20 protein-coding genes are annotated in these 21735 nt (G+C 69.9%); 9 read left to right on the plus strand and 11 right to left on the minus strand.

What is annotated here, in order from left to right:
- Window positions 1–10 precede the first annotated feature (10 nt).
- Window positions 11–670 (minus strand): zf-HC2 domain-containing protein, encoded by a 660-nt coding sequence (locus tag AC5RVV_RS07405; RefSeq protein ID WP_494000689.1) that lies wholly within the window; start codon window positions 668–670, stop codon window positions 11–13.
- Window positions 667–1164 carry a sigma-70 family RNA polymerase sigma factor gene (locus AC5RVV_RS07410; RefSeq protein ID WP_494000690.1) on the minus strand — a complete coding sequence of 166 codons (498 nt, stop codon included), beginning with the start codon at window positions 1162–1164 and terminating at the stop codon, window positions 667–669. The genes AC5RVV_RS07405 and AC5RVV_RS07410 overlap by 4 nt, the downstream gene beginning before the upstream one ends.
- A 246-nt stretch (window positions 1165–1410) precedes the next feature.
- On the opposite strand from AC5RVV_RS07410, the gene AC5RVV_RS07415 reads away from it, so the two are divergent.
- The gene (locus AC5RVV_RS07415) at window positions 1411–1971 is read left to right on the plus strand and encodes a COG4315 family predicted lipoprotein (protein ID WP_494000691.1); all 561 of its coding nucleotides are present in this window, start codon (window positions 1411–1413) and stop codon (window positions 1969–1971) included.
- Between the two features lie 82 nt (window positions 1972–2053).
- Here AC5RVV_RS07415 and AC5RVV_RS07420 read toward each other — a convergent pair whose 3' ends face one another.
- From AC5RVV_RS07420 to AC5RVV_RS07440, 5 genes are all read right to left on the minus strand, one after another.
- Entirely contained in the window at window positions 2054–2476 is a 423-nt protein-coding gene (locus tag AC5RVV_RS07420) for a heat shock protein transcriptional repressor HspR (RefSeq protein ID WP_493978112.1), read from the minus strand.
- Window positions 2477–2542: 66 nt separating this feature from the next.
- The gene (locus AC5RVV_RS07425; RefSeq protein ID WP_494000692.1) at window positions 2543–3511 is read right to left on the minus strand and encodes a DnaJ C-terminal domain-containing protein; all 969 of its coding nucleotides are present in this window, start codon (window positions 3509–3511) and stop codon (window positions 2543–2545) included.
- A gap of 131 nt (window positions 3512–3642) precedes the next feature.
- On the minus strand, window positions 3643–4308 hold the full coding sequence (locus AC5RVV_RS07430; protein WP_494000693.1) for a nucleotide exchange factor GrpE: 666 nt from the start codon (window positions 4306–4308) through the stop codon (window positions 3643–3645).
- A gap of 2 nt (window positions 4309–4310) precedes the next feature.
- Window positions 4311–6185 carry a molecular chaperone DnaK gene (gene dnaK / locus AC5RVV_RS07435; RefSeq protein WP_494000694.1) on the minus strand — a complete coding sequence of 625 codons (1875 nt, stop codon included), beginning with the start codon at window positions 6183–6185 and terminating at the stop codon, window positions 4311–4313.
- Window positions 6186–6330: 145 nt separating this feature from the next.
- The gene (locus AC5RVV_RS07440) at window positions 6331–8475 is read right to left on the minus strand and encodes an MMPL family transporter (protein ID WP_494000695.1); all 2145 of its coding nucleotides are present in this window, start codon (window positions 8473–8475) and stop codon (window positions 6331–6333) included.
- A 115-nt stretch (window positions 8476–8590) separates the two neighbouring features.
- On the opposite strand from AC5RVV_RS07440, the gene AC5RVV_RS07445 reads away from it, so the two are divergent.
- The 5 genes from AC5RVV_RS07445 (at window position 8591) to pabB (ending at window position 14400) form a co-directional block, all read left to right on the plus strand.
- Window positions 8591–9103, plus strand: coding sequence for a MarR family winged helix-turn-helix transcriptional regulator (locus AC5RVV_RS07445; protein WP_494000696.1), 513 nt, complete (start codon window positions 8591–8593; stop codon window positions 9101–9103).
- A gap of 57 nt (window positions 9104–9160) precedes the next feature.
- Window positions 9161–9967, plus strand: a complete 807-nt coding sequence (locus AC5RVV_RS07450; protein ID WP_494000697.1) for a class I SAM-dependent methyltransferase — start codon at window positions 9161–9163, stop codon at window positions 9965–9967.
- 41 nt (window positions 9968–10008) lie between these two features.
- Complete coding sequence (locus tag AC5RVV_RS07455) at window positions 10009–11583, plus strand: phytoene desaturase family protein (protein WP_494000698.1); 1575 nt, start codon at window positions 10009–10011, stop codon at window positions 11581–11583.
- Between the two features lie 35 nt (window positions 11584–11618).
- On the plus strand, window positions 11619–12239 hold the full coding sequence (locus AC5RVV_RS07460) for a LysE family transporter (protein ID WP_494000699.1): 621 nt from the start codon (window positions 11619–11621) through the stop codon (window positions 12237–12239).
- A gap of 130 nt (window positions 12240–12369) precedes the next feature.
- Window positions 12370–14400: an aminodeoxychorismate synthase component I gene (gene pabB / locus AC5RVV_RS07465; protein ID WP_494000700.1), complete on the plus strand. Its 2031-nt coding sequence runs from the start codon at window positions 12370–12372 to the stop codon at window positions 14398–14400.
- A gap of 96 nt (window positions 14401–14496) precedes the next feature.
- On the opposite strand, the gene cls is transcribed toward pabB, so the two are convergent.
- Entirely contained in the window at window positions 14497–15975 is a 1479-nt protein-coding gene (cls, locus tag AC5RVV_RS07470; protein WP_494000701.1) for a cardiolipin synthase, read from the minus strand.
- Window positions 15976–16061: 86 nt separating this feature from the next.
- On the opposite strand from cls, the gene AC5RVV_RS07475 reads away from it, so the two are divergent.
- From AC5RVV_RS07475 to AC5RVV_RS07485, 3 genes are all read left to right on the plus strand, one after another.
- A complete protein-coding gene (locus tag AC5RVV_RS07475) occupies window positions 16062–16937 on the plus strand; it encodes an aminodeoxychorismate lyase (RefSeq protein ID WP_494000702.1) in 876 nt (291 codons plus the stop codon).
- A gap of 61 nt (window positions 16938–16998) precedes the next feature.
- Window positions 16999–17364, plus strand: coding sequence for a VOC family protein (locus AC5RVV_RS07480; RefSeq protein WP_494000703.1), 366 nt, complete (start codon window positions 16999–17001; stop codon window positions 17362–17364).
- Window positions 17365–17530: 166 nt separating this feature from the next.
- Complete coding sequence (locus AC5RVV_RS07485) at window positions 17531–18706, plus strand: zinc-dependent alcohol dehydrogenase (protein ID WP_494000704.1); 1176 nt, start codon at window positions 17531–17533, stop codon at window positions 18704–18706.
- Window positions 18707–18773: 67 nt separating this feature from the next.
- Here AC5RVV_RS07485 and AC5RVV_RS07490 read toward each other — a convergent pair whose 3' ends face one another.
- The 3 genes from AC5RVV_RS07490 to AC5RVV_RS07500 are packed head-to-tail and all read right to left on the minus strand — an operon-like array spanning window position 18774 to window position 21714.
- Window positions 18774–19571, minus strand: a complete 798-nt coding sequence (locus AC5RVV_RS07490; protein WP_494000705.1) for an energy-coupling factor transporter transmembrane component T family protein — start codon at window positions 19569–19571, stop codon at window positions 18774–18776.
- Window positions 19568–21085: an ABC transporter ATP-binding protein gene (locus AC5RVV_RS07495; protein WP_494000706.1), complete on the minus strand. Its 1518-nt coding sequence runs from the start codon at window positions 21083–21085 to the stop codon at window positions 19568–19570. The genes AC5RVV_RS07490 and AC5RVV_RS07495 overlap by 4 nt, the downstream gene beginning before the upstream one ends.
- An 8-nt stretch (window positions 21086–21093) precedes the next feature.
- On the minus strand, window positions 21094–21714 hold the full coding sequence (locus AC5RVV_RS07500; RefSeq protein ID WP_494000707.1) for an ECF transporter S component: 621 nt from the start codon (window positions 21712–21714) through the stop codon (window positions 21094–21096).
- Window positions 21715–21735 lie beyond the last annotated feature (21 nt).

A 21735-nucleotide genomic window follows, 5' to 3' on the forward strand; every position in this document is an offset into this window, starting at 1 on the left:
CCCCGCAGGCTCAGTCCGTAACCACGGCCGCCAGCGTTGTGTCCGCCCCGTTGCGCAGCTCCACCTGGACAATCTCGTCGGTGGCCATGGCGCAGGCTGCGGTGAGCGTGGCGCGGCCCGCCGGCGTCGCCTGCCAGGAGGCCACCTGGTAGGTGTAGCCGGTGTCTCCTGTCACCCAGAGGGTGAGTAGTCCGTCCCGCGGCAGCTGCTCTCCCGCTACCTGCATCTCGGTGCCCCACGCCTTGTGCACCAGCGCCAGCTCCAGCTGCAGGCCGCCGTCGGCGGTCATCACATAACTCTCCGTCGCCGGCGGCTGCTGCTGCTGGGTCAGCAACGGCCCGATGGCCGCCCCGGCGACCAGGCACACGCCCGCCACCGCCGCCACCAACCCGGCCCACCGCCGTCGCTCCTTCCGCCGCCGGCGGGCCAGTTCGTCCACCAGTTCCCGGGTGCGTTCCTCGACTTCGTGTTGCGGCGGTGCCGCCAGCTCCAAGGCGGCGTCGCGTGGCAGCGCGTCCAGCAGATCGGGCAGCGTTTCCAGCTCCGCGGCCTCCCGGCGGCACGCGGGGCAGGATGCCAGGTGTTCTTCGAAGCCCGCCCGTTCCCGGCGGTCCAGTCCGCCCAGCACATAGAGGCCGAGCAGTTGGTGCTGTTCCTCGTTGGCATTCACTGCTGCCCCACCCCCATCTCGTCCAGTACGGCCCGCAGGGCCTTGGCCGCGTAGAACGCCCGCGACTTCACAGTGCCCAGCGGAATGCCCAGCGACCGGGCTGCTTCGGACGACGTGAGCCGCTGGTAGTGCAGGGCGAGGATGATGTTGCGGTGCTCGGGGCTGATGCGTGCCAGCGCTTCCTCCATGACCACGCGGAGCAGGAGCCGCTCCAGCTGGTCTTCTTCGCTGGCCGGCTCGTCCTCGCCCAGGCCGGTCTCGCCCGGCCGCCGGGTGCGGCGCCGGTAGCCGTCGATAATGACGTGACGGGCGGTTTGGTAGAGGTAGCCGCGCATGTTGTCGGTTTCCGGGCCGCGCTTCCACACCCGCAGGATCGTCTCCTGCACCACGTCCTCCACCTGGTCCGCGTCGGAGGTCGCCGCGCGCACGAACCGGCGCAGCGCCGTGGCGTGGTCGCGGTAGAGGCGGGCCACGGCCTCGTCGTCCAATGCCACGGCCGCCTCCTTCCTCCCGGCAGCCCCGGCCGCCCCGCCGGCGGCGGACGTCCCCGCGCAGCGTCCCACGCGGCGTCCTACCGGGTACGACGACGGCGGCGGCGTTCCGGTTCATCCAGCCCGCGGGATCCACTCCGCCCGACGTTGAACCATTGTGGGTGCGGCCGGCGTCTTTGCCAATAGCGGGCCGCGCGCCCCGCGGCACGACGTTCCGGGCACCGCCCGGGAGACCGCAAAAGGAACCCCATGAAAATCACGCAGACAGCCGCGGCAGCCCTGCTGGCCGCCGCCATGATGGGCCTCGCCGGGTGCGGAGGAGGCTCGGGTACGGAAACGCCTGCCGGCCCGGAGGCGCCGCCGGCAGGCGAGGCGCCGACGACGGGCGCCCCCGGAATGACCACGCCGGCGGCGCCGAAGACAGACGGCGGGGAGACCGGCGGCGCGCAGGCATCCGGCGCCGCCTCTACCCTCACGACGGCCGAATCCGACCTGGGCGAAATCGTGGTGGACGGCGAAGGCATGACCGTTTACTACTTCACCAAGGACGTTCCGGACTCAGGCGAGAGCGCCTGCACGGGCGACTGCCTGGCCGCGTGGCCGCCCGTGCTGGCCGAGGAAGAGCCGGAACTCGACGGGGTCACCGCGGAGGTGGGCCTCATCGACACCCCGGACGGGCAACAGCAGGTGACGCTGAACGGCATGCCCATCTACTACTGGGCGCAGGACAAGGCCCCGGGAGACACGACCGGACAGGGCGTGAACGACGTCTGGTTTGTGGTCGCCCCCGACGGCGAAATGATCAAGTAGCTCCACGCCGCCATCCTGCCCGCAGCCGCCTGCCCGGGGCCGGCAGCTGCGGGCGTCCGGTCACAGGCGCCGGCCGGACGGGTCAGCGCTGCGGCCGCCAGACCATCAGCGCCTGGCTGCGCGGACGCGGCCGCTGGCCGCGGGCCAGCGTCACCACGTCGCCGGCGAGGCCGGCGGCGAACACCCGGCTGGAGTCGGTGCCCCGGCGCTGCCGTGCCATCAGTTCCTCGGAGAGGTCCCGGACCTGGGCCTTGAGCGCGGCGACCTCGTTTTCCAGCTGGAGGATGCGCTTGATCCCTTCCAGCGAGACGCCCTCCTGGGACAGCCGCTGGACCTCACGCAGGGTGTTCACGTCCTTCTGCGAATAGCGGCGCTGCCTGCCCCGCTGGCGCGACGGAGAGACCAGGCCGAGACGGTCGTACTGGCGCAGCGTCTGCGGGTGCATGTCCGCCAGTTCGGCCGCCACCGAAATCACGAAGATCGGCGCGTTCATATCGATGCTCATGGTGCTCTCCCTCCTGCGCTTCGCGCGTTTCCCGTCCGGACTGTCCCGACCTGTCGTAACGTCCCGCTACAGCCTGGCCTTGGCGGCAAGATTCCCGCGCGGGTCGGACCCGGCAGTCGCCGCCGCGAAGGCGTTAACCGCGTCTTCGGCCTCTTTCCCAAGGTTCTGCGGGACCACCACGTCGATGGTCACGAGCAGGTCGCCGGTGTTCTTCGAGGTCTTCACCCCGCGTCCCTTCACGCGGAGCGTTCGGCCGGAGGGTGTTCCTGCCGGCACCTTGACCTTGACGAATTCACCCGTCAGGGTCGGCACGTCGATCTGCGCGCCCAGCGCGGCCTCCGGGAACGTGACCGGGACGTGGATCCGGATGTTGTCGCCGTCGCGCTGGAAGAACGGGTGGGGCTTGACGTTGACGGTCACCATCAGGTCGCCCGCGCCGGCGGGGCCGGCCTGGCCCTTGCCGCGGACGCGGACCTTCTGGCCGTCTTTAATCCCGGCCGGGATCCGCACGTCGATCACTTCGCCGCTGGGTTCGCGCAGCCCGATGGTGGTGCCGTTGATGGAACCGGCGAAGGAAATGCTGGTGGTTGCGGTGCGGTCGGCGCCCCTGCGCGGGGGCTGCTGCTGCGGGAAACCGCCGAAACCGCCGAACAGATCAGCGAACTCCGGCGGCACGGTGCCCGCGGAGCCGGGGCGGGTGCGGGTGCCTTGGCCGAACAGGTTGCCGAAGATGTCCTCGAAGCCGCCCGCGCCCGGCCCGCCGGCGCTGCCGGGACCGCCGGCGCTGAAGCGCGCGCCGCTGCCCATGGCGCGGATCGCGTCGTACTGCTCGCGCTCCCCCGGGTCCGAGAGGACCGAGTAGGCCTCGGAGATGTCCTTGAACTTCTTTTCCGAACCTTCGTCCCCCCGGTTGGTATCCGGATGGTGGGTCCGCGCGAGCTTGCGGTACGCCTTCTTGATGTCCGCGTCGGATGCGTCCTTGGAGACACCGAGGATCTTGTAGAAGTCCTTCTCGACCCAGTCCTGGCTAGCCATGCAGGCGCCTCCTTTCAGTTGTCACAAAGTCTATGGGCACCGGCGCCCCCGGACGGTGACGGGTTGGCCTCCGAGCGTCCGAAGGCCAACCCGTCATCAGGGGCTGGGCGCCGTGGCGCCCGCTGCCGGTGTCATTCTGCCGGTACGGCTACCACTACCTGGGCGGCGCGCAGTACCCGGTCGCCGGCCCGGTAGCCCAGGCGCAGGACCTGGCTGACGGTGTCCAGCTCCACCTCGGCGTCGGGCTGCTGCATCAAGGCCTCGTGGATATTCGGGTCGAATTCGACGCCGGTCTCCTCGATGCGGGCCAGGCCGTAGGTCTTGAGCACACCGTCCAGCTTGGTGGCAATGGCCGCGAACGGTCCGTCCGCGAGATCGCCGTGCTGGCGCGCAGCATCGATGTCGTCCAAAACGGGCAGCAGCGAGTTCAGCACGCCGATGACGGCCATCTCGCCGGCCACGGCGCGGTCGCGTTCCACCCGCTTGCGGTAGTTCACGTACTCCGCCTGCAGCCGGAGCAGGTCGTTCTTCAACTCCTCGGCCTCCTGCGACGTGCTCCCCTGGGCAACAGATTCCCCGGCCGGGACCTCGGCCCCGTTCAGGATCTGCTCCGCCTGGGCCAGCGCGTCGGCGTCGGCGCCCTGGCCGGCCGCGGCGGTTGCTTCCGCGGCCTGCCCGGCGTTCCCGGCTGCTCCCGCGGCACCGCGGACCTGTCCGGTTTCCGGATCGATCTTGCGGTTGTCGCGGAAGTTCACCGGCTCGCTCTGGTGTTCTTCTTCGTTACCTTTTTCGGCCATGGTTACTTCTTCTCGTCTTCGTCGACCACTTCGGCGTCCACGATGTCCTCGTCGGCCGCACCGGAGCCGGCATCGGAGGCACCGTCGCCGGCAGCCGCACCGTCACCGGCCGCGCCGGAGGCCTGCGCCTGCGAGTAGATGGCCTCGCCCAGCTTGGTCTGGGATGCCTGCAGCTTCTCGAACGCGGCCTTGACCTCGTCGTCGTTGTCCTGCTTTTCCAGTGCGGACTTCAGGGCGTCGACGTCGGCCTTGACCTCGGTCTTGACCTCTTCGGGCAGCTTGTCATCGTTGTCGGCGAGCAGCTTGTCCACCGAGTAGGCCAACTGCTCGGCCGAGTTGCGGACGTCGGCGGCCTCGCGGCGCTTCTTGTCCTCGGCGGCGTGCTCTTCGGCCTCCCGCACCATGCGGTCGATGTCATCCTTGGACAGCGCGGTGCCGCCGGTGATGGTCATCGACTGCTCGGCGCCGGTGCCCTTGTCCTTGGCGGACACGTGCACAATGCCGTTGGCGTCGATGTCGAAGGTGACCTCGACCTGTGGCACGCCCCGCGGCGCCGGCGCGATGCCGGTCAGCTCGAAGGTGCCCAGCGGCTTGTTGTCGCGGGTGAATTCGCGCTCGCCCTGGAAGACCTGGATGGCCACGGAGGGCTGGTTGTCATCCGCGGTGGTGAACGTCTCGGACCGCTTGGTCGGGATCGCGGTGTTGCGCTCGATCAGCTTGGTCATCACGCCGCCCTTGGTCTCAATGCCCAGCGACAGCGGGGTGACGTCGATCAGCAGGACGTCCTTGCGCTCGCCCTTCAGGACGCCGGCCTGCAGGGCGGCGCCAACGGCCACGACCTCGTCGGGGTTCACGCCCTTGTTCGGCTCCTTGCCGCCGGCCATTTCCTTGACCAGTTCGACGACGGCGGGCATGCGGGTGGAGCCGCCGACCAGCACGATGTGGTCGATGTCGGAGACCTTGATGCCGGCTTCCGTGATCACGTCGTGGAACGGCTTCTTGGTGCGCTCGAGCAGGTCCGCGGTCAGGTCCTGGAACTTGGCCCGGCTCAGGTGCTCGTCCAGGTGCACCGGTCCCTCCGGGGTGACGGAGAGGTACTGCAGGGAGATGTTGGTGGAGGAGGCCGATGACAGTTCCTTCTTCGCCTGCTCCGCCGCTTCCTTCAGGCGCTGCAGGGCGATCTTGTCCTTCGACAGGTCGGCGCCCTTGGACTTGGCCTGCTGCAGCAGGAAGTCGACCACCCGCTGGTCCCAGTCGTCGCCGCCGAGACGGTTGTCGCCGGAGGTGGCGCGGACCTGGATGGTGGAGAATTCGTCCTCGTCCTTGCCGACCTCCAGCAGGGACACGTCGAACGTGCCGCCGCCGAGGTCGAAGACCAGGATCAGTTCGTCTTCCTTGCCCTTGTCGAGGCCGTAGGCCAGGGCCGCCGCGGTGGGCTCGTTGACGATGCGCAGCACGTTCAGGCCGGCAATTTCGCCGGCTTCCTTGGTGGACTGGCGCTCGGCGTCGTTGAAGTACGCCGGCACGGTGATGACCGCGTCGGTGACCTTCTCGCCCAGGTAGGACTCGGCGTCGTGCTTGAGCTTCTGCAGGATGCGGGCAGAGATTTCCTGGGCGGTGTAGTTCTTGCCGTCGATCTCCACCTTCCAGTCGGTGCCCATGTGGCGCTTGACCGAGGCAATGGTGCGCTCGATGTTGTTGACGGCCTGGCGCTTGGCGATCTCGCCGACCAGCACCTCGCCCGACTTGGAGAACGCGACGACGGACGGCGTGGTGCGGCCGCCCTCGGCGTTGGCGATGACGGTGGGTTCGCCGCCCTCCAGAACTGAAACAACGGAGTTGGTGGTTCCGAGGTCGATACCTACTGCACGAGACATACGCGTGTCCTTCCTTTGCGGCCGCCGCAACGGCCTGGATTACTGTGGCGGCCCGACCCCCGGAGTATCCGGGCGGCGCCGCAATGGGCGGCAGCCGATGTGAGCCTTCTGCACTCAAGTTTACTCGGACGACGGGCTTTGTCAATCAAGTTGAGCGCACCAGACTCAACTTCTGCTCCGCCGGGTCCCGCGGGAGGCCCCGCCGGGACAACTTGGCCGGCCACCAGATCTTCGGTCCGAGATCGTAGGAAAGCGCCGGGATCAGCAGCGACCGCACCAGGACCGTGTCCAGCAGGACCCCGAACGCCACGATGAACGCCAGCTGGACCAGGAACAGGATCGGGATCACCGCGAGCGCGGCGAAGGTCGCCGCCAGCACCACGCCGGCCGAGGTGATGACGCCGCCGGTGGAGCCCAGCCCCCGCAGGATGCCGGGCCGGGTGCCCAGCCGCAGGGACTCCTCGCGCACCCGGGTCATCAGGAAGATGTTGTAGTCGATGCCCAGCGCCACCAGGAACACGAAGCCGAACAGCGGCACCGATGCATCCGCCCCCGGGAAGCCGAAGACCTGGTTGAAAACCCACGCCGAGACCCCCAGGGCGGTGAGATAGGACAGCGCCACGGACAGCACCAGCAGCACCGGGGCCAGGACCGAGCGCAGCAGCAGGATCAGGATGAGCAGGATGACGCCCAGCACCATCGGGGTGATCTTCAGCAGGTCGGCCTGCGCGGTCAGGTTGGTATCCAGCGCCACCGCGGTGACGCCGCCGACCAGCGCGCCCGGATCGGCGCCGTCCAGCGCCCCGCGCAGGTCGGCGACGGTGCCCTCGGCGGCGTCGGAGTCCGGCACGTCCCGGAGCGTGGCATTGATCAGCACCCGGCCGTCCAGTTCAACCACCGCGTCGCCGCGGGTGTAAAACTCCGCGGACGCCACGCCCTCCTGGTTGCGGACCACGTCCAGCACCTCGTCCCGCGCCGCGGCATCGGCGACGACGACGGCGGGGCTGCCGGTACCGGCGTCGAAGTGCCGGCCCAAGGCCTCCTGCCCGTCGGCGGAATCCGTCTGCACCATCACCAGCTCCGACTGCGGCACGCCGTGCGCCTGCAGCTGCAGCACGCCCAGCGCCCCGGCCACCAGGACCAGCACCGAAGCCAGCCAAGTCACCCGCGGCCTGCGGGCAACCAGCCGGGCCACCTGCAGCCAGAGCCCGCGCAGGCCCTCGGTCCCGGCCACGGGGCGGTCGGGCCGCGCGCGGTGCAGGTGGTGGCCGGGACGGGGCACGATCGGCCAGAAGGCGGCGCGGCCGGCCAGCAGCAGCACGGCGGGCAGGAAGGTCAGCGCGGCCAGCACGGCGAACACTATGCCGACCGCGGCGATCGGCCCGAGGCTGCGGTTGGAGTTAAGGTCCGAGAACAGCAGGCAGAGCAGGGCCAGGATCACCGTGGCGCCGGAGGCTGCGATCGGCTCGACGGACCCCCGGTAGGCGGTTTTCATTGCCGCCCATTTCGACTCCTGCCCGCCCAGTGCCTCGCGGTAGCGGGCCGTGAGCAGCAGGGCGTAGTCGGTGGCGGCGCCGATCACCAGGATGAACAAGATCCCCTGGCTCTGCCCGCTGAGCCGGATCCAGCCTTGCAGGGCGAACCAGTACACCACGAGGATGGCCGCGCAGAGGGCGAACACGGAGGTGAGCAGGACCAGGAACGGCAGCAGGACCGCGCGGTAGACCAGCAGCAGGATGACGAACACGGCGCCCAGCGCCACGGCCAGCAGGAGCCCGTCGATCCCGCCGAAGGCCTCCACCAGGTCGGCGATGAACCCGGCCGGTCCGGTCACATAGCCGGTGGCGGAAACCGGGAGTTCGGCCGCCAGCACGGCGCGCAGGCCGGCGACCACCTCGCCGGTATCCAGGTCCTCGGGCACCGGGGCGATGAACTGCACCGCTTCGAAGTCTTCGGACGGAATCGGGCCGACCACCCCGGCGGCGCCGCCTCCCGCAGTCCCGATGGCCTCCGACAGCTGTTCGGCCAGCGGGGCATACTCGGCCAGTTGCTGCGGCTGGAGCGGGTCGTCGAATTCGACCACCACGATGGCCGGGACCGCATCGGCATCCAGGAACCGCTCCTGCCATTCGCCCGCGGCGGTGGATTCGGCGGCGGCCGGAAGGAATCCGGCCTGGTCGTTGGTCGACACCTCGGAGAGCTTGCCGAAGGTCGGTCCGCCCAGGCCCGCGGCGGCGAGCCAGGCAACCGCCACCAGGGCGGGCAGGAGCATTCTGAGCCAACGGGCCATGGGAACCGGACCTTTGCAAGTCGACCGACTAAAACAAGCTCCACTATAGAGTAGTTCCAGCGTAGAGATAAGTCTCGGGTGAACTATCCTTGGAGAGGTTGCCGGAGGGAGGAACGTGGCGCACAGTGAAGAGCGGCTGCTGCTGTTGCTGCAGCAGTTCGTCGTGGAGAGCGAACGCTACATCGAAGCGGTCAGCGAGCGGGACGCCCTGCACCGCACCGACCTCAACGCCCTGGCCGCGATGGTCCGGGCCGCCGCCGAGGGCCGCACGGTGACGCCGGGCAGCCTGCGGAACGAGCTGCACCTCAGCTCGCCGGCGACCACCGCGCTGGTGGACCGGCTGGACCGCTCCGGCCACGTGAAGCGGACCCGCAGCGACACCGACCGCCGCAAGGTGCACCTGGAGCTGACGGACCTGGCCCGCGCCACCGGCGGCGCCATGTTCGCGCCGCTGGCCCGCAACATCGGCCGGGTGCTCTCCGACTATCCGGCGGAAGACCGGCAGCGGCTCGCGGCGTTCCTGGCGGACATCATCGCCGCCACCGAAACCGCCTGCGCCGAAGTCTCGTCGGCCGAAGTCGCGTCGGCCGAAGTCGCATCGAACGAAGTCGCGTCGGCCGACAAATAGCGCAACATTCCGGCACGGCAGCCGCCTGGCCGCGGGGGCGCGGAGTAGTCTCCCACTATGAAGGACGAGGTCTACTCCCACGGACACCACAAAAGCGTGGTCAAAGCCCATGCCATCCGGACCGCCGAGGACTGCGCGGCCTACCTGCTGCCGGAGCTCAAGCCGGGCATGATGCTGCTGGACGTGGGCTGCGGCCCGGGCAGCATCACCGTTGACCTGGCCGAGCGGGTGGCCCCGGGACAGGTGACCGGATTGGACCGGTCCGACGATGTCCTGACCCAGGCGGCCGAACTCGCCGCCCTGCGCGGAATCGAGAACGCCACCTTCGTCGCGGGCAACATCTACGACCTCGAGTTTGATGACGACACCTTCGACGTGGTGCACGCCCACCAGGTCCTCCAGCACCTGACCGACCCGGTGGCCGCGCTCTACGAGATGCGGCGGGTGGTCAAGCCGGGCGGCATCGTGGCCGTCCGGGACGCCGACTTCCACGGCATGAGCTGGTACCCGGAACTGCCCGAACTCGACGACTGGATGGAGACCTACCAGCAGCTGGCCCGCGGCAACCGCGCCGAACCGGACGCCGGCCGGCACCTCATCGCCTGGGCGCAGGCGGCCGGTTTCCACGACATCACTCCGTCGTCATCCAACTGGCTGTACGCCACCGAGGAGCAGCGCCGCTGGCAGGGCGAAGTCTGGTCGGAGCGGGTCCTGCATTCCGGCTACGCGGAACAGTCGCTGGAGCGGGGACTGATCGACCGGGCCGGACTGGAACGGATAGCCCGGGGATGGCTGACGTGGGCCGCTGCCCCGGATGCGTGGTTCCTGATTCCCAACGGCGAGATCCTGGCCCGCAAACCCTGATCCCGCCGGCCTGATCCCGCCGGCGGGACGGAAGGACTGATATGCCCCACTACGACGTGATCATCGCCGGCGGCGGCCACAACGGCTTGGTGGCGGCCGCCTACCTTGCCCGCGCCGGGCGGAGCGTCCTCGTGCTCGAACGCGAAGACCAGGTCGGCGGCGCCGCGGTTTCGGCGGAAGTCTTTCCCGGCACCGGGGCCCGCATCTCGCGCTATTCCTACCTGGTCAGCCTGCTGCCGCGTCGCATCATCGAGGACCTGCGGCTGGACCTGCGGCTGCTGCGCCGGCGCTTCTCGTCCTACACTCCCCTGCCCGGGACCGCGGCGGGCCTGCTGGTGGACAACCAGGACCCGGACGCCACCCGCTCCTCCTTCGCCGCGGTGGGCGCGGCCACCGACTTCGAGCCCTTCACCGGGTTCTATCAGCGCACCAGCGGGCTGGCCCGGGCACTCTGGCCCTCCGTCACCGAACCGCTGCCCCGCCGGTCCGAGGTGCGCAGCAGGGTCGGCGACGACGAGGCCTGGCACGACTTCATCGACCGGCCGATCGGCGAGGTTCTCGAGCACAGTTTCGGCTCGGACCTGGTCCGCGGGGTGGTGCTCACCGACGCCCTGATCAGCACCTTTGCCGCCGCCCACGACGCCTCGCTGCAGCAGAACAAATGCTTCCTCTACCACGTGATCGGCGGCGGGACCGGTGACTGGGATGTGCCCGAAGGCGGCATGGGTGCGGTGAGCGCGGCGCTGGAAAAGGCGGCCCGCAGCGCCGGCGCGGAGCTGCGGACCCGGGCGCGGGTCACCTCCGTCTCCCCCGAGGGAGAGGTGACGTACGACGACGGCGGCGCGGGCGACGTCGTCGTCTCGGCGGAACGCGTGCTCGCCAACGTCTCCCCCGCCGTGCTCAACGGGCTGCTCGCCGCCGCCGGGGCCGGGCCGGCCACCCGGCCGGAGGCGGCGCCGGAAGGCGCGCAAGCGAAGGTGAACCTGCTGCTGTCCCGGCTGCCGAAGCTGCGGGACGGCGCGGTGGCGCCGGAGGCGGCGTTCGGCGGCACCTTCCACATCAACGAGTTGTACTCGCAGCTGGAAGGTGCCGCCGCCGAAGCGGCCGCGGGCCGGGTGCCGGATCCGCTGCCCGCCGAGATCTACTGCCACTCCTTGACCGACCCCTCCATCCTCTCGCCGGAACTGCAGGCAGCCGGAGCCCACACGCTCACCGTGTTCACGCTGCAGACCCCGCACCGGCTGATCACCGAGGAGAACAACGACGCGATGCGGCAGCGGCTGCAGGACGCCGTGCTGGCCTCGCTCAATTCCGTGCTCGCCCAGCCGATCGAGGACTGCATCCTGCGCGATCCACGCGGAGAGCCGTGCATCGAAACCAAGACCACCCTGGACCTCCAGCGGGAGCTGAACCTGACGGGCGGCAGCATCTTCCACGGTCCCCTGGACTGGCCGTTCGCCGAAGACGACGAACCGCTCGACACCCCGGCGCGGCGCTGGGGCGTGGGCACGGCGCACGAGCGGATCCTGCTCTGCGGGGCCGGCGCGCGGCGCGGCGGCGGGGTCAGCGGCCTGGGCGGCCACAACGCGGCCATGGCCGTGCTCGAGTCCCGCTGACCGAAACCTGCCGGGCCGCACCGTAGGATCATCTGGTGCAAATCTCGTTATGGCTGGCGCTGCTTGGCGCCACCCTGGTCATCAGCTTCACCCCCGGCGCCGGCGCCATCAACACCATGAGCAATTCGCTCAACGCCGGCTTCCGCCGTTCCATCTGGGGGATTTTGGGCCAGCAGGCCGCCCTGGTCATCCACGTGGTGATCGTGGCGCTGGGCCTGGGCCTGCTGGTGTCCAATTCGCCGATGCTGTTCGCCGCCATCAAGTACGCCGGCGCGGTGTACCTCATCTACCTGGGCCTGCGGCAGTTCTTCGCCAAGCCGACGGGCAGCGCGGAAATCGAAGAGTCGCGGCGCAACGAGCCCGCCTTCTCCATGTTCCGGCGCGGACTCTGGGTCAACCTGCTCAACCCGAAGGCGATCGTCTTCTTCCTGGCCTTCATGCCCGGCTTCATCCGGCTGGACCAGCCCCAGCTGCAGCAGTACCTGGTCCTGATCGCCACCGTGGTGGTGGTGGACATCCTCGTGATGTGGTTCTTCTTCGCCGCCGCGGCCCGGTCCTTCCAGCGCTTTACCCGGACCACGCGCGGGCTGATGATGATGAACCGGGTCTTCGGCACGCTGTTCATCGCCGTCGGCCTCATGCTGGCGTTCCTGTAGCCCGGTTCTCATAGACTCAAGGACATGTACCGCATCATCGCCGCCAGCACCGGCAGCCCCTGCCGCCGCGATCCCGTCCGGGGGCATCCCCCGGTTTGGGCCGCCGCCGCGACCGGATGCGGGGAAATCCGTGCGCACTAAGCCCGTACTGATCGCCGTCGACGGGCGCTCGGGGGCCGGCAAGACCACGCTGGCCGTGGAACTGGCAGCGATGCTGCGGGTCCACCGCACGGTATCGCTGTTCCACCTGGAGGACATCTACCCCGGCTGGCACGGCCTGGCCGGCGGGCAGCAGCGGTACCTGGAAACCGTGCTGCGGCCCCTGGCCGCCGGGGACAGCGCGCACTGGACCGCCTGGGACTGGGAAGCAAACGGCGACGGCGCATCCCGCACCACGGAGCCGGCCGACGTGGTGGTGTTCGAGGGCGTCGGTGCCGCCCATGCCGCTGCCCGCGGGCTCCTCGACGCCGTGATCTGGCTGCAGGCGCCCTCCGCCGACCGGCGCACCCGCGCCCTGTCCCGGGACGGCGCTGCGTATGAACCGTTCTGGGACGTCTGGGCGGAGCAGGAAGAGGCCTGGCTGGCCGGCGACGACGTCGCGGCGGCCGCCGACGTCGTCGTCGAAGCCGGTCCCTTCGGCACCGATCCCCGGCAGGTGCTTGGCGCGCTGGCCTCGGTGCCCGCCCTGGAACACGCTTTGGCCCCGGAGCGCGCGGCCCGCGAGGGCGTCCGCCTGGTCGCCGAACGCCTGGCCGCCTATCCGGACGCCGAAGACATCTACCGGCGCCTGTACGCCGGCTCCGGCCGCAGCGTCTGGCTGGACAGTTCAAATACCCGTGAATCCGCCGACCGGAACCGGATCAGCGTCCTGGCCGACGATGGCGGAGCCTTCGGCGCCTGGGCCGAACACCGCAACGGCACCACCGTGGTCGGCCAGGGCAACGCCACCGCCCGGATCCGTGGCGGTTTCTTCCGCTGGCTGGACACCGTGTGGGGACGCCGCACCGTCACCCTGCCGGCAGGGGTCCCCGGGAACTTCGCCCTGGGCTGGCTGGGCTACCTGGGCTACGGGCTCAAGCGCGAGACCGGGGGCTCGGAAGCCGGTGCCGAGGTGCCGGACGGGGCGCCGGATGCCGCTCTGCTGTTCGCCGGCCGGGCCGTCGTGCTCGACCACGGGCGGCAGTGCACGTGGCTCCTCGCGTTGGCCGGCCCGTCCGCGGGGGACGACGCCGACGCCTGGCTCGCCGCTACCGGTGCGGTGGTCAGCGGACTGTCCCCGGCCGCCGGCCCGGCCCCGGCTCCGGCCCCGCCGCCACAGGCGCCGGAATTCCGTTCCCGCGACACGCGCGAGGCCTACCTGGCCAAAATCCGGGAAGCGCAGGCGGAAATCACCGAGGGAAACACCTACGAGGTCTGCCTGACCACGGAGCTGCAGGCGACTGCGGCGGAACCGCTGGATCCGCTGGACACCTACCTGGCCCTGCGCAGCCGCAACCCCGCGCCCTTTGCCAGCCTCCTGCGGTTCGGGCGGCTCACCGTGGCCAGCACGTCGCCCGAGCGGTTCCTGGGCCTCGACGCCCGTGGCCGGCTGCGGGCCGAACCGATCAAGGGCACGCGCCGCCGCCTCCAGGATCCCGACGCCGATGCCCGCGTCGTCGAGGAACTCGCCGGCAGCGCCAAGGACCGCGCCGAGAACATCATGATCGTGGACCTGCTGCGCAACGACCTGAGCCACTTTGCCGTGCCGGGCTCGCTGCAGGTCAGCCGGCTGTGCGCCATCGAGTCCTACGCGACGGTGCACCAGATGGTGTCCACGATCGACGCGCAGCTGTTGCCCGGGGCGGTGCGGGCGGAGGCCGTGGCCGCTGCTTTTCCCGCCGGATCGATGACGGGCGCCCCGAAGATCAGCACCATGGACATCCTGGATCGGCTGGAGACCGGACCGCGCGGCGTCTACTCCGGTGCCGTGGGCTACTTTTCGCTGGACGGGGCCGCGGACCTGTCCGTGGTGATCCGCACCCTCGTGATGGACGGCAACCGGTTGAGCCTGGGCGTTGGCGGCGCGATCACGGCCGATTCCGTGCCCGAAGACGAATGGGACGAGGTCCGCGCCAAGGCCTACGGGGTGCTCTCGGCGCTCGGGGCAACGTTCCCGGAGTAACGCAGTCCACCGCGGCGCACCCGCGGCCGGACTTCAAGCGGCAGATCCTGGCGGCGTTCACGGAGGGCAACAAGCACCGCCCCGAGTGGGGCCCGGTTACTGCAGCGTGGCCGTCAGCCTGGCCACGTTGTCCACGTAGCGCTGCCAGCGGGGCCGCTGCCTCCACTCCTCGAGCGTGAGCTCCCGGGAAATGACCCGATAGCTGTCCTGGATCTCCGAGACCTGCTCAACGATGTGGTCCCCGAGCATCATGACGGAGACCTCCATGTTCAGGGAGAAGGAGCGCATGTCCATGTTGCTGGAGCCGATGACCGCGACCTCATCGTCCACGGTGAAGTGCTTGGCGTGCAGCACCAGCGGCTTCGGGTAGCGGTAGATCCGCACGCCGGCCTCCAGCAGCGCCTGATAGTAGGACTGCTGGGCGTGATGGACCAGCAGCTGGTCGCCGCGTTCGGATACGAACAATTCGACCTCTACGCCGCGCTGGGCCGCCGTCGTAATGGCATAGAGCAGCGAGTCATCCGGCACGAAGTACGGGCTGCAGATGGACAGCCGCTCCACCGCCGCGTAGATGAGCGTGTTGAACAAGCGCAGGTTGTTCTCGGTTGCGAAGCCTGGGCCGCTGGGCAGGGCCTGGCAGGTCATGGGGCCGGGCTCGCGGAAGGGGGCCGGGGTGAACAGCTCGCCTTCGAGCGTGTCGTCGGTTTCGCTGGACCAGTCGGTGGCGAACACCACGTTCAGCGCCGTGACGATGGGCCCTTCGTAGCGCGCCATCAGTTCCACCCATTTGCGGCCGATTTCATGGCTGGACGTGCGGCGGTAGCCGGGCTCGATCAGGTTCTGCGACCCGGTGAACGCCACCCGGCCGTCCACCACCAGGATCTTGCGGTGGTTTCGCAGGTCGATCCGGCGCCACTGGCCGCGGACCGGCAGCACGGGCAGCATGCGGCGCCAGTCGATGTCGGTGGTCTCGAGCCAGCGGCGGAACTTGCGGTAGCCGGCGACGCGGAGGGTGCCGATGTGGTCGAACAGCAGGCGCACGCGGACACCCCGGGCGGCGGCTTCTTCCAGGGCGGTGAAGAGCTTGCCGGTGGTTTCGTCGCGGCTCATGATGTAGAACTCGATGTTCACGAACTCACGCGCCTCGCGCACGGCCTCGGTCATCGCGGCAATGGACTCGTCGTAACCCGGATACAGCTCCACGTGGTTGCTGTCCACCATGGGGAAGGCGCCGAGCCGCCGGTTCAACTCTGCCGCCGAATGCACCCAGGCCGGGGCTTCCTGCTCGCTGGTCGGCTCCTTAAGGTTGCGGGTGGCGGCCCACACCCGGCCGTTGATCTCCGACTGCTTGGCGATCCGGCGCTCCGAGAGGCGGTACCGGCCGAACATGAAGAAGAGCAGCAGCCCGATCAGCGGGATGAAGAAGATGGCCAACAGCCAGGCCATGGCGGTATTGGGGCGGCGGTTCCCGGGAATCACGCCCAGGGCGATAACGCGGATGGCCATATCCACGACGCCCAGAATCACGACGGCCCACTCGGGGAATGTGCCCAGCCCCGCAAACGACCACAGCACGCGGCTGTTCCTCCCCTCCCGCCGTGTGCCGGCGCAATCCTCCCAGCCTACCCGGCGTTTGGGGGCAGACTCACTAAGCTGGAGCCATGACAGTTCTGGTGTTTTTGGACCCTGCCCACGAGGCGGGACGTGTCGCAGATGCCTCCCGGCCCCAGCTGATGGCCACCGATCTCGGGGCCACCCGCGGAGACGGCATCTTCGAGTCCCTGCTGGCGGTCAACGGGGTCCCGCGCAAGCTGCGGGCGCACCTGGACCGGCTTGCCGGCTCCGCCCGGGCCATGGACCTGCAGCTTCCCTCCCCGGACGCCTGGGAGCGTGCCATCGCGACGGCAATCGCCGAGCACCCGCCGGCCGAGGAGCTGGTAATCAAGCTGCTGGTGACCCGCGGCGTGGAAGGTGCACCCACACCCACGGCCTGGGTTCAGGCCTCGCTGCCGCCGGCGGCAGGGCGGCGCCAGCGCACCGACGGCATTTCCGTGCTGCTGCTCGACCGCGGGTACGACAGCTCGCTGGCCGAACGCGCCCCGTGGCTGCTCATGGGGGCCAAGACTCTCTCCTACGCGGTCAACATGGCGGCGCTGCGTTATGCGCACAAGAACGGCGCCGACGACGCCATCTTCACGTCCAGCGACGGCCGCGTGCTGGAAGGGCCCACGTCCACGGTGCTGATGGCACGGGTGCGCGACGGCGTGAAGACGCTGGTGACGCCGCTGCTGGAGAGCGGCATCCTGCCGGGCACGTCCCAGTCGGTGCTGTTCAAGGCGGCAGAAGCCGCCGGGTGGCAGCTGGGCTACGGCCCGCTGGAGCCGCACGACCTCTATGAAGCCGACGCCGTCTGGCTGGTTTCGAGCATCCGCCTGCTTGCCCCGGTCAAGAGCATCGACGGTAAGGAAATCCCCGTCTCCCCCGATCTGACCCAGGAACTGACGGCGCTGCTGGCCCAGGGCAGCCAGGAGGAGTAACCGGTGAGGAAACATCGCGCCTAACGCTGCCCCGACCGGGTCTTCCGAGGAGCCACCGCCCATGTTCATGAAGCTTGAATGCGTCTGCATGCCGACCCTCGACGTTGAGGCCTCCGTCAGGTTTTATGCCGGGCTCGGGATGCGGGAGTCCTGGCGGATCAACCGCAAGACGCCGGCAGGACTGGCATGGACCCTGGTGGGCATGCGTTTTCCGGACGGGAACAGTTCCGAACTCGTTCTCAGCGACAACCCCGACAACCGGCGCCTCGAGGTCGAAGTCTTCGTGGGCGATGTCCGGCGCGCCTACGAGGAGCTGTCTTCCAACGGCGGAGTGGAATGGATCGAGGCGCCCTTCGCCACCGAGTCGGGGCATGTGGCCGTGATGCGTGCGCCCGACGGCAACGTCTTCGTCCTGGTCGGTTCGTAGGACGCCGTCCTGCCGTCGGACTGATGAAAAATGCCCCTCGGCCTGGACGCCTTCCGGGATCGATACCCGCTTCGACCACCGCGTTGGTGCAGTGTTAGGGTCGATTGGACCGAAAGATCAGCATGCTGTCGTTCCGTCCGGGGCGGCAGCCCTGAGAAGGAGGACAATGAAGGCTCTGACGTGGCAAGGGAAGCGCTCGGTCAGCGTGGAGGAGGTCCCGGATCCGCGGATCCAGGAGCCCACGGACGCGATCGTGAGGATCACCTCGACCGGCATCTGCGGCTCCGACCTGCACCTCTACGAGGTGCTCACTCCTTTCATGGACAAGGGCGACATCATCGGACATGAGCCCATGGGGATCGTGGAGGAGGTCGGCTCGGCCGTCACGCACATCAAGGCCGGGGACCGGGTGGTCATCCCGTTCAACGTCTCCTGCGGCCACTGCTTCATGTGCCGGCAGGGCCTGCAGTCCCAGTGCGAGACCACCCAGGTCCGCGAGTACAACAACAATGCCCAGTTCCTGGGCTACTCGCGGCTTTACGGCTCGGTGCCCGGCGGACAGGCCGAGTACCTGCGTGTGCCGCACGCGGACTACGGACCCATCAAGGTGCCCCACGCCGGTGAGGACGAGCGCTACCTGTACCTCTCCGATGTGGTGCCCACCGCGTGGCAGGCCGTGCAGTACGCGGCCCCGCCGGAGGTCGGTTCCCTGGCCGTGCTCGGCCTTGGTCCCATCGGCCAGATGTCCGCCCGGATCGGCCGGCACCTCGGCTACCGGGTGCTCGCGGTGGACCCCGTGGCGGAGCGGCGGGCAATGGCGGAGCGCCACGGCATCGAGACGCTGGACCTGCACGGCGACGTCGCGGACGACCTGCGGGAGCGTACGGACGGCCGCGGGCCGGACTCGGTGGTGGACGCCGTGGGCATGGAGGCGCACGGCTCGCCCGTGGCCGGCGCGGTCCACCAGGCGGTGGGGCTGCTGCCGTCCGCCGTGGGCCGCAAGGCGATGGAGGCGGCAGGGGTGGACAGGCTCGACGCGCTCTACACCGCCATCGACGCCGTCCGGCGCGGCGGCACGATCTCGATCAGCGGCGTGTACGGCGGGATGAAGGACCCCCTGCCGATGCTGACCATGTTCGACAAGCAACTCCAGCTGCGGATGGGCCAGTGCAACGTGAAGCGGTGGATCGACGATCTGCTGCCGCTGGTCGACGACCCGTCGGACCCGCTGGGCGTGCTCGACCTGGCGACCCACCAGGTTCCGTTAAAGCAGGCGCCGGAGATGTACGAGAAGTTCCAGAAGAAGGAGGACGGCTGCATCAAGGTGGTGCTCAAGCCTTAGCCCTGTATGGATCGGCGGACCCCGGCTCTCATGGATCGTCGATCGCCGGGGTCCGCCGGGGGCCGGTTCACACGAAGATGAAGTTCCAGGTCCCGGCGGCCACGGCGGCGGCGGCGGCTGCGCCGGCGACGACCGCGCCGCCGAGCAACACCCACACATCCACCATGCTGTAGGTGGATTCGCGCGCCCAAGTCCGGGGCCCGGCGCCGAAGCCGCGGGCCTCCATCGCGACGGCCAGCCGGGTGGCCCGGCGGATGGCCTGCACGATCAGGCCGAACGCCTGGCCCGCGAACGCGCCCGCCTTGGCCAGCGGCCGGTTCTCCGCCCCGACACCGCGGGCGCGGCGCGCCAGACCGAGGGTGCGCCATTCCTCCACCAGCAGCCCCACCAGCCGCATGGCGGCCAGCGCTCCCAGCACGAACCGGTGGGGCAGCTTCAGCTTCTGCGCCAAGGCGTCCGCCAGGTCCGTCGGGTCGGTCGTCAGGAGCAGGAAAATTCCCGGCAGCGCAACGGCGAGCGACCGCAGGCCGATGGCAACGCCGCCGGCCACCGAGTCCTCGGTGAAGATCAGCGGACCGAACCGGAACAGCACGGCCCCGGTCTTCTCGGCCAGCAAGGCCGTTGCCCAGGCCCCGACGGCAGCCGCCGCCAACAGCGGCCAGCCGCGCTTCAGCAGCAGCCATGGGCTGACACCCAGCACGGGCATCAGCAACAGTTCGGCGGCCAGCACCACGGAGGCGCTGACCCAGTCCACACTGAGCATGACCACCACGGTGACCAGGGCGGCGGCGGCCAGCTTCGATACCGGGTTGGCGCGGCTGAACGGGGAGGCGGCCAGCCGCGGGTTCATCAGGTCCATGCTCATGCTGCCCTCCCAAGCGGCTGGGCCGGGCGAACGCCGCCGTCCGCCACCCGGATGACGGCGCCGCCGAGCGCGGCGGTGAAGTCGTCGTCGTGCGTCACCGAGACCACGCTCCGGCCCTCGGCCACCAGCTCGGCCAGCAGCGTGACCAGTTCGGCCCAGGTGTTGGCGTCCTGTCCGAAGGTCGGCTCGTCCAGCATCAGGATGTCCGGGCCGGTGGCCAGCATGGTGGCTACCGACAGCCTGCGTTTCTCGCCGCCCGAGAGGGTGAACGGGTTGGCCTGCAGCAGGCGGGTCAGCCGGAGCCGCTCGGCGATCGTGTCCACGCGCTGCCGGACGGTCGCCTCGGGCAGTTTGGCCACGCGGCGGGGACCGAATTCCAGTTCGTCGAGCACCGTGCCGGTGAGGAACTGGTGTTCAGGTTCCTGGAAGACGCTGCCGATCCGGGTCACCAGCTGCGCGGACTTCCACTTCGCCGGTGACAGGCCGGCACCGCGTTGCAAGGCCGGTGTCGCCGAGAGATCCCCTCCCGCGGGTGCCAGCAGGCCGGCGAGGGTGAGGGCCAGGGTGGATTTGCCGGCACCGTTCGCGCCGGTGACGCTGAGCGCCTGCCCGGCCAACAGGTCCAGGTCCACCCCGCGCAGCACCGGCGCGGCTTTCCGGTTCCGCGACACGTCCAGTGCCGCCGCCCGCAGCAACGGCCCGCCCGGGGCCGGCGCCGCGGGCAGCTCCAGCCGCGGGGTATGACCGGGAACCCAGACGCCTGCCTCGATCAGCCGGTCGCGGGCGGCGCCTTCGGCGAGCACCTTGCCCGGCGGCCCGTCGGCCAGCACGCCGCCGCCGGCCGCGAGCACGATCACGCGGTCCACGACGTCCGCCCAGACCGCCACCCGGTGCTCGACCACCACCAGGGTGGCGCCGGTGCGGTCCAGCACCCGGGCCACGGCGTCCCGTACTTCCCGCACCCCGGCGGGATCCAGGTTTGCGGTCGGCTCATCCAACAGCAGCAGCCCCGGCCGCATGGCCAGGACGGAAGCCAGCGCCAGCCGCTGTTTTTGGCCCCCGGAGAGCGCCGACGTGGGATGTTCCAGCGGCACGGCCAGGCCGACATCGGCCAGGGATTCACGGACCCGGTCCCAGATCTGCCCGCGCGGCAGCGACAGGTTCTCCGCCCCGAAGGCCACCTCGTCGCCCACCCGGGCCAGCACCAGCTGGCTCTCCGGATCCTGCAGCACGAGGCCGGCCCGGCCGCGGGCCTCGGAGGGACGCACCCCCGCCACGCTCAACCGGCCGGTCTCCTCGCCTTCGCCCTCGTCGCCGAGGACGCCGGCCATGGCGTGCAGCAGCGTGGACTTGCCGGCCCCGGAGGCGCCCAGCAGCAGTACCCGTTCGCCCGGGGCGATGCTGAAACTGGCCGCACGCACCGCCGGATCCTTGCGGCCGGCATGCCGCCAGCCCCACCCCTCGGCGAGGACCGGCACCGGGCCGGGCGCCGCCGTCGTACTCTGCGCTCCCATCAAACGGCTCAGGCGTCTGCCGTGCGTCCCGCGGCGAAGGAGGACAGCGCACCCGTCTTCGCCAGGCCCCTGACCGCCAGCCACGGCAGCAGCCCGGCGATCACCACGCCGGACACCGCCGCGAAGCCCACGTAGGCCAGCTGCCACTCGGCGGCCCAGAGCATGTTGTAGAGGATGTTCTCGCTGATGGACAGCGCCAGGCCTGCGCCCAGGCCGGCCAGCAGCGCCACGCCCAGGTTGAACCTGCGGTACAGGAAGAGCAGAAAGACGACCTCGGCGCCCAGGCCCTGGATCAGGCCGGAGACCAGGACGGTCATGCCGAAGCTCGTGCCCAGCAGCGCGGAGACAACCGCGGCCAGCATCTCGCAGTAGATGGCGGCCCCGGGCTTGCGGATGATCAGCCCGCCCAGCACGCCCGCCATTAGCCAGCCGCCCGTGTACAGCCCGGCGGAAGGCGGGAAGGCTATGGTCAGGCCCTCGATCAGCGGCCAGCCCGCCGACCAGGCCCAGAAGATGACGCCGACGGCCACGGCGACCACCGAGGCCACGACGATGTCCACTACCCGCCAGCCGTAACGCTGCTTCCGGGCAGGGGTGGGTGTGGCGGGTGCATTCGAAACGGTACTCATTGGAATCCTCCTGGTTGCAGG

It is taken from the genome of Arthrobacter sp. MDT2-34-1, from assembly GCF_059091365.1.

Coding starts and splice junctions, on each gene's coding strand:
- AC5RVV_RS07430 (WP_494000693.1), bottom strand. CDS start 4,308: ATGGCCGAAAAAGGTAACGAAGAAGAACACCAGAGCGAGCCGGTGAAC.
- AC5RVV_RS07425 (WP_494000692.1), bottom strand. CDS start 3,511: ATGGCTAGCCAGGACTGGGTCGAGAAGGACTTCTACAAGATCCTCGGT.
- AC5RVV_RS07485 (WP_494000704.1), top strand. CDS start 17,531: ATGAAGGCTCTGACGTGGCAAGGGAAGCGCTCGGTCAGCGTGGAGGAG.
- AC5RVV_RS07490 (WP_494000705.1), bottom strand. CDS start 19,571: ATGAGCATGGACCTGATGAACCCGCGGCTGGCCGCCTCCCCGTTCAGC.
- AC5RVV_RS07455 (WP_494000698.1), top strand. CDS start 10,009: ATGCCCCACTACGACGTGATCATCGCCGGCGGCGGCCACAACGGCTTG.
- AC5RVV_RS07420 (WP_493978112.1), bottom strand. CDS start 2,476: ATGAGCATCGATATGAACGCGCCGATCTTCGTGATTTCGGTGGCGGCC.
- AC5RVV_RS07500 (WP_494000707.1), bottom strand. CDS start 21,714: ATGAGTACCGTTTCGAATGCACCCGCCACACCCACCCCTGCCCGGAAG.
- AC5RVV_RS07415 (WP_494000691.1), top strand. CDS start 1,411: ATGAAAATCACGCAGACAGCCGCGGCAGCCCTGCTGGCCGCCGCCATG.
- AC5RVV_RS07450 (WP_494000697.1), top strand. CDS start 9,161: ATGAAGGACGAGGTCTACTCCCACGGACACCACAAAAGCGTGGTCAAA.
- AC5RVV_RS07480 (WP_494000703.1), top strand. CDS start 16,999: ATGTTCATGAAGCTTGAATGCGTCTGCATGCCGACCCTCGACGTTGAG.
- AC5RVV_RS07440 (WP_494000695.1), bottom strand. CDS start 8,475: ATGGCCCGTTGGCTCAGAATGCTCCTGCCCGCCCTGGTGGCGGTTGCC.
- AC5RVV_RS07475 (WP_494000702.1), top strand. CDS start 16,062: ATGACAGTTCTGGTGTTTTTGGACCCTGCCCACGAGGCGGGACGTGTC.
- dnaK (WP_494000694.1), bottom strand. CDS start 6,185: ATGTCTCGTGCAGTAGGTATCGACCTCGGAACCACCAACTCCGTTGTT.
- AC5RVV_RS07495 (WP_494000706.1), bottom strand. CDS start 21,085: ATGGGAGCGCAGAGTACGACGGCGGCGCCCGGCCCGGTGCCGGTCCTC.